Origin of the sequence: uncultured Tepidimonas sp. (assembly GCF_938045175.1) — a bacterium.
Classification (GTDB): Bacteria; Pseudomonadota; Gammaproteobacteria; order Burkholderiales; family Burkholderiaceae_C; genus Tepidimonas.
The window spans coordinates 1-6,288 of record NZ_CALIND010000180.1 but is presented as its reverse complement, the minus strand read 5'-3'; the positions used below and the strand labels follow the sequence as shown (position 1 = coordinate 6,288).

The window sequence follows — 6,288 nt, the reverse complement described above, 5'->3', positions numbered from 1 at the left end:
GCCGGTCACCCGATGGCCCGCCTCGCGCGCCAGCGCCGCCAGCCCGCCCATGAAGGTGCCACCAATACCCAAAATGTGGATGTGCATCCCGGCATTATCGCGGCCGCGCCTGGGGTCTCGCGCCGATGGCGGACAATGCGGGCATGGATGACGACGTGCAGCGGGAATGGGCGGCGGTCGCTGCCGCCTTGATGGTGGACGAGGGGCTGGAGGCGCGCCGGGCGCTGCAGCGCGCACAGACCCAGTTGCGCCTGCCCGCCCGTACGCCGCCGCCCGGGCCAGCACTGATCGATGCCGCCGTGCGCGAGCATTTGGCGATCTTTCACGCCGACACGCAGCCCGCCGAGTTGCGCGCCTTGCGCGAGACGGCGCTCGCCTGGATGGAGCGGCTGGCGGCGTTCGAGCCCTTGCTGGGGGGTGCGGTCTGGCACGGCACGGCAACGCGCCTGTCTGACATTCACCTGCAGCTCTTCAGCGACGACCCGAAGGCGGTGGAGATCGCACTCATCAACGCGGGGCTGGATTACGACGCGCGCTGCGCGCCGGGTTTGCAAGGCAAGGAGACGAGTGTGCTGAGCCTGACCGTGCGCTGCGATGGACTGGGCGAGGCGGTCGGCCTGCACCTGTGGGTCAACGATGCGCAGGCCCAGCGCGGCGCGCGCCTGCCCGACGCGCTGGGGCGGGTACCGCGCGGCACGCGTGCCGAACTGCGAAACTTGCTCGCGGCGGCCGAATCCGACGCGGCGAAAGGATGCGAGACATGCAACGACGGACCGTGACGATCGCCGCCGTGGCGGCCGCGGCGGCGGCCGCTGGCGGCGCGCTGTCGTGGTGGCGGCTGGCGCCGACCGATCCCGCCGCCGGGGCCGAGCAGGCGTTTTGGGCGCTGCGCTGGGACGCGCCCGACGGCGGCGAGATCCAAGCGCAGGCCTTTCGCGGCCGGGCGCTGCTGGTCAATTTCTGGGGCACCTGGTGCCCGCCGTGTGTCGAGGAACTGCCGTTACTGGAGCGCTTCTACCGCGAGCGGCAGGCCCAGGGCTGGCAGGTGCTGGCGCTGGCGATCGATCAGCCGAGTGCGGTGCGCCAGTTTCTGCAGCGCCAGCCGTTGTCGTTCCCCATCGGGCTGGCGGGCTTGGGTGGCACGGAACTCGCGCGGTCGTTGGGCAACACCACAGGGGCGCTGCCGTTTACCGTGGTGCTCGATCGCAGCGGCCGGGTGGTGCAGCGCAAGCTGGGGCAGGTCAAGCCGTCGGATTTGCAGGCCTGGGCCGACGCGATTCAATGAGCGCCGGGTCACGCCGCTGCCGGGCGTGACGGCTCGGCGGATCGCTGCTGCAGCCAGTCCTGCAGCGCGTCGGCGGGCATCGGGCGCGCGTACAAAAAGCCTTGGCAGTGGTCGCAATCCAAATCGAGCAGCGCCTGCACCTGCTCGGGCCGCTCCACGCCCTCGGCCACGGTTTCCATCGACAGGGCATGACCCATTTGCACGATGGCGGCCACGATCGCCGCATCGGTCGGGTTTTCTGGCACCGCTGTGATGAAGCTGCGGTCGATCTTGAGCCGATGCAGCGGAAAGCGTCGCAAATACACCAAGCTGGAGAAACCGGTGCCGAAGTCGTCCAGTGCCAGGGTCACCCCCAGGTCGGCGAGCGCCTGCAGCTTGGCCAGCGCCTCGTCGGTGTCACGGATCAGAATAGACTCGGTCAGTTCCAACTCCAGCCACTGCGCTGGCAAGCCGTGCCGCTGCAGGGCATCGGCCACGTCCTGTACAAAGTCGGCCTGCTGAAACTGCAACGCCGACACGTTGACGGCCACTTGCAGTGGGCGGCCTTGTGCCGCCCATTGGGCGGCCTGCGCGATGGCGCTGTCCAGCACCCATTGCCCCAGCAAGGCGATCAGCCCCGTTTCCTCGGCGACGGCGATGAAGGTGCCCGGCATCACCAACCCCTCGCCCGGGCGCTGCCAGCGCAGCAGGGCCTCGCAGCCCGTGGCCCGGCCGGTGCGCAGCTCTACCCGGGGCTGGTAGTGCAGCATAAACTCGCCGCGTTCCAGGCCCTGCCGCATCGCGTGGTCCATCTGGATGCGTGCGAGCAGGTCGGCATTCATGTCGGCTTGGTAGAAGCGATAGTGCCCTTTGCCGCGCTCCTTGACCTGGTACATCGCGGTGTCGGCGTGCTGGATCAGCTCATCCAGGGTCGCGCCATCGTCGGGATACATCGCGATGCCGATGCTGCACGAGAGTGTGAACTGCATTTCCTCGATCGAGACCGGCTGCTCGATCGCCTCGATGATGCGTCGTGCGGTGATCTCCGCGGCACGGCGGTCGGCGTCGTGCAGGTGGATGACGAACTCGTCGCCACCCAGGCGCGCCAGCGTGTCGGTCTGGCGCAGACAGCGCTGCAGGCGCGCGGCCACCTCGACCAACACGCGGTCACCAAACAGGTGCCCGAGCGAGTCGTTGATGCTCTTGAAGCGGTCCAAATCGAGGAACAGCAGCGCAAAGCCGCGGCCATGGCGCTGTGCCAGCCGCACGGCGTGCCCGACGCGCTCACCCAACATCAGGCGGTTGGGCAGGCCCGTCAGCGGGTCGGTGTAGGCCAGTTGTTCGATGCGGCGTTGGGCCTCGAGTTTTTCCGACAAATCCTTGGCAAACAACACCGTGTGCAAGGGCTGGCCTTGGCCGTCGCGCAGCAGCACCCACGACGCCAGCAACGCCACGCCGGGTGCCTCACGCCGGCGCAGCCAAAGCTCGCCTTCCCAATAGCCCTTGGCTTGCAGCGCGGTGTCTACCTCCTGCAGCCAGTCCGGCCGCCCAGGGGCGTATAGCAGGGCCTCCACCGAATCGCCCTGTGGGTCTGCCGCATCCAGCCCCGCCAGCCGCAGGGCGGCGGGATTGCAGGCGACGATGCGGTGCCGCGGGTCGGTCAGGACGATCGGGTCGAGGCTGGCTTCGAACAGCTTGGCCGCCAAGCGCAGTTTGGCGTCGGTGGCGGCGCGTTCGGTCACGTCGCGGTGGGTGTAGACGCGCCCGATCGGGCGGCCGCGCGCCAGTTGCGGGCGTGAGGCCCGATCGAGGATGCGGCCGTTGCGCAGCACGATGACATCGTGCGCCTCGAGCAGCGGGGCGCGTTGCAGCTCGCCGAGCCGGCTCTGAAAACCCGTCGGATCGGACACGCTGCTGGCCAGATGGGCCCAGATCGCGGCGTCGTCCTGGTGTGTGAGCAGCTCGTCCGGCAGCCCCCACAGTGCGGCAAACGGGCGGTTGAACGCGCGGATGTGGCCTTGCAGGTCGCACACCAGAATGCCGTCCGAGGTGGACTCCAGCGCCGCGCGCAGCTCGGTCAGCAATGCTTCGAGCTGCTGACAGGTTTGCTGCCATTCACGGCAGTCCTGCATCGCCACCAGCACCACCGTCTCGCCGCCGTCGGGCGTCACGGGGGTGATGCGCCGCTGCACGCGCACCAGCGAGCCGTCGGCCCGGCGCACCGTGGCTTCGGACTCTAGCGTCTGCACGATGCCGGCTTGCCACTCCTGCCAGTACACATGGTCCTGCGGGTCGGCGATCCAGTCCTGCACCGGGCTGCCCAGCAGCGTCTCGCGCGGCACGCCCAGCAGCCGCGCGGCCGACGCGTTGACCGTCAGCACGCGCAGCGTGCGCGGGTCGATCACCCATACCGCCTCCAGCAGCCCCTCGATGATCGGTGCCCAGTGCACATAACTCATGCCGCGGCCTCCCGGGCCTCGCCCTCGGGTCGAAGCGCGCGCTCGAAAAAATAGCAGTACCGGGGTCGCGGCTCCAAATAGTCGAGCGCGGCGCACGGCAGCTGATCAGGGCGCAGACTGCGTTGGATGGATAGGTCTGGCGTGTCTTGCAGGTCGAGCAGCAGCGCTTCGCTGCGCGGCGTGCGTGGATCGTGCACCAGTACCCGCGGCTTGAGCGGGCGAGCCGCGTTGACCGCCTGCACTTGCGCAAAGCGCCCGTCGCTGAGTTGCACGATCGAGCCTGGCGGATAAACGCCGACCATGCGGATGAAGGCGCTCAAGGTCTTGGCATCGAAGCGCGACTTTTGCATGGCAAACAGCCGTGACAGCGCCTCGTGCGGCGTCAGGGCTCGCGCCGGGTTGAGGGGGTTGCACATCCCGTCGTAGCGGTTGATGAGCGCCAGAATGTGGGCCGCAAGGGACATCTCCGCACCGCTGCAACCCCGGGGAAAGCCGCTGCCGTCGGCCGCCTCGTGGTGCTGCGCGATCGCCTGCACCACGGGGGGCGCCAAGGCCATCGCCTGCGCCAGCGTCACGCCGTGCTCGACGTGCTCCTGGTACACCTTGAGCTGCGTCGCGGTGAAGGCATCGTCTTTGTAGCGCACCAAGTCGGGCAGGCGCACCTTGCCGATGTCGTGCACGAACGCTGCCAGGCCCAGCGCCGTCTGTTCGTCGGCGCTCAGCCCCATCGCGCGGCCGAGCAGCAGCGCCAGCACCGTTACGTTCATCGCGTGCTGCGCGCCGCGGTCGCCCTGCACATCGCCCAGCAGACGGATGGCCGACTCGCCCTGGCCGTCGATGTCGGCCAGCAGCGACCCGACCAGCGTGTGCGCCTCGGCCGCAGCGGCCCGGGGATCGCGCTCCACCGCCTCTTGCAGCGCCCGATAGCGCCGCGCCCCTTCGTGGTATTGGCGCTCGCAGCGCTGCAGCGACCGGCGTTGCTCGGCCAGCGCCTGGGCGCGCGGGTCGGAGGGCGTACGAGGGGTGGAGGCCTCGGCCGCTGGGGTATCCGCGGGGCGCCGATCCGCGCCGGGCAGCGCGGGCGCTTCCAGTGCCTCCAGGTCGCTGCGCGCGGGGTCGATGCGCACCCGGGTCAGGCCCAGCGCCTGGATGGTCTCGATCTGCCGCTGCGACGTCAGCCGAAACTGGTTGCGCGGAAACGGATGCTCCATCCAGCCGAGGTCGAGCAGGACGTAGTGCCCGACCCGCAGATCCGCTACGGGGATCAGGGGTAGCGACGCGTCAGGCATCCTGGGGTCCTCGGGTCAACATGAAGGGATTATCGCAACGAAACCTGGATTCGAGTGCTTTTTGCGGCTTGCGGCACTGTCGGTCGTACTACAGTATGGGTTGGATGCCACTCTATGTACGTTCCATTGCCGATCGATGACATCACCCTGGGCGAGCCGCTGCCGGTCGACGTCTGGGATGGCCACGGCCAGCTGCTGCTGCGCAAGGGGCAGCCGGTTCGCGATGAGCGCCATCGCGAATGGTTACGCCTGCACAACGCACAGGTCAAAAGTGACGAGTTTCGCGACTGGACCTACCGCTATACCGCGGCCATCGACCGCGCGCTGCGTGGCGAGCAGCCGCTGGAGGACATCGCGGCCGTCGCGCGGCCCATGGGCGTGGCGGAGGCGCCCGCGCCCGATCCCGAGCAGCGGCCGATCGAGGAGCACTGGGCCGACGTGCACGAGCAGCTCACCCTGCTGCTGCACCAGGGGCAGGCGGTCCATGACTTTGGCGACCGCTTCTTGCGCATCGAACAGCGCGTGCTGGCGCTGACGCGCTTGCGCATCGACGACAGCCTGTTCGTGCTGGTGCAGATGTTGATGGACCGCCGCCAGGGCTACAGTGCCAGCCATGCCTTGCTGTGTGGTCTGGTGGTGCGGCTGGTGGGGCAGACGTTGGGCTGGGCGGCGCCGCGTCTGCAGGCGCTGCAGCGCGCCGCCATGACCATGAACGTCGGCATGGCGCGGCTGCACGACGATCTGGCGCGGCAGGACACCCCGCTGACGCGCGATCAGCGGCGCGTCGTCTTCGACCATCCGGTGCGTGGCGAGGCGCTGCTGCGCGCCGTGGGCGTGCGCGACGAGGCCTGGCTGGAGCTGGTGCGCGACCACCACGAGCAGCTGGGTGGCGCAGGGTACCCGCTGGGCCGGGTCGTCGTCAGCGACGATGCCCAACTGCTGCGCATGGCCGATGTGTTCGTCGCGCGCATCAGCCCGCGTCTGAGCCGTGCCGGGCTGCCGGCCCCGCGTGCCGTGCGCGACGTCTACCTGGATGCCAGCGGCATGCCCACGCCGCTCGGGTCGGCGTTCGTCAAGGCGCTGGGCCTGTACCTGCCCGGCACGTATGTCGAGCTGGCCAGCGGCGAGATCGCTGTCGTGGCGCGCCGCGGGCGGCGCGCCAACGTGCCCTTGGTGTTTGCCCTGACCACGCGCGACGGCCTGCCGCGCGGCGAGCCGCCGCTGCGCGATACCGCCGACCCGGCCTATGCCGTGCGGCGGGCGGTCGAAGCCGATG

6 protein-coding genes are annotated in these 6,288 nt (G+C 69.4%); 3 read left to right on the top strand and 3 right to left on the bottom strand.

Going from position 1 to position 6,288, the window contains the following annotated elements; all coding sequences use genetic code 11:
* On the bottom strand, positions 1-237 hold a 237-nt coding region (locus tag Q0716_RS09560; RefSeq protein ID WP_299022587.1), incomplete at its 3' end, for a Mur ligase domain-containing protein.
* Here Q0716_RS09560 and Q0716_RS09555 point away from each other — a divergent pair.
* Positions 144-779 (top strand): hypothetical protein, encoded by a 636-nt coding sequence (locus Q0716_RS09555; protein ID WP_299022585.1) that lies wholly within the window; start codon positions 144-146, stop codon positions 777-779. The genes Q0716_RS09560 and Q0716_RS09555 overlap by 94 nt on opposite strands.
* Positions 761-1,285 carry a TlpA disulfide reductase family protein gene (locus Q0716_RS09550; RefSeq protein WP_299022583.1) on the top strand — a complete coding sequence of 175 codons (525 nt, stop codon included), beginning with the start codon at positions 761-763 and terminating at the stop codon, positions 1,283-1,285. The genes Q0716_RS09555 and Q0716_RS09550 overlap by 19 nt, the downstream gene beginning before the upstream one ends.
* Before the next feature lie 8 nt (positions 1,286-1,293).
* Here Q0716_RS09550 and Q0716_RS09545 read toward each other — a convergent pair whose 3' ends face one another.
* Positions 1,294-3,723, bottom strand: a complete 2,430-nt coding sequence (locus Q0716_RS09545; RefSeq protein ID WP_299022581.1) for an EAL domain-containing protein — start codon at positions 3,721-3,723, stop codon at positions 1,294-1,296.
* Entirely contained in the window at positions 3,720-5,012 is a 1,293-nt protein-coding gene (locus tag Q0716_RS09540) for an HD domain-containing phosphohydrolase (protein WP_299022579.1), read from the bottom strand. Before Q0716_RS09540 ends, Q0716_RS09545 begins: the two co-directional genes overlap by 4 nt.
* Positions 5,013-5,126: 114 nt before the next feature.
* Between Q0716_RS09540 and Q0716_RS09535 the strand changes: the two genes are divergently transcribed.
* A partial coding sequence (locus Q0716_RS09535; protein WP_299022577.1) for an HD domain-containing phosphohydrolase occupies positions 5,127-6,288 on the top strand: 1,162 nt, incomplete at its 3' end.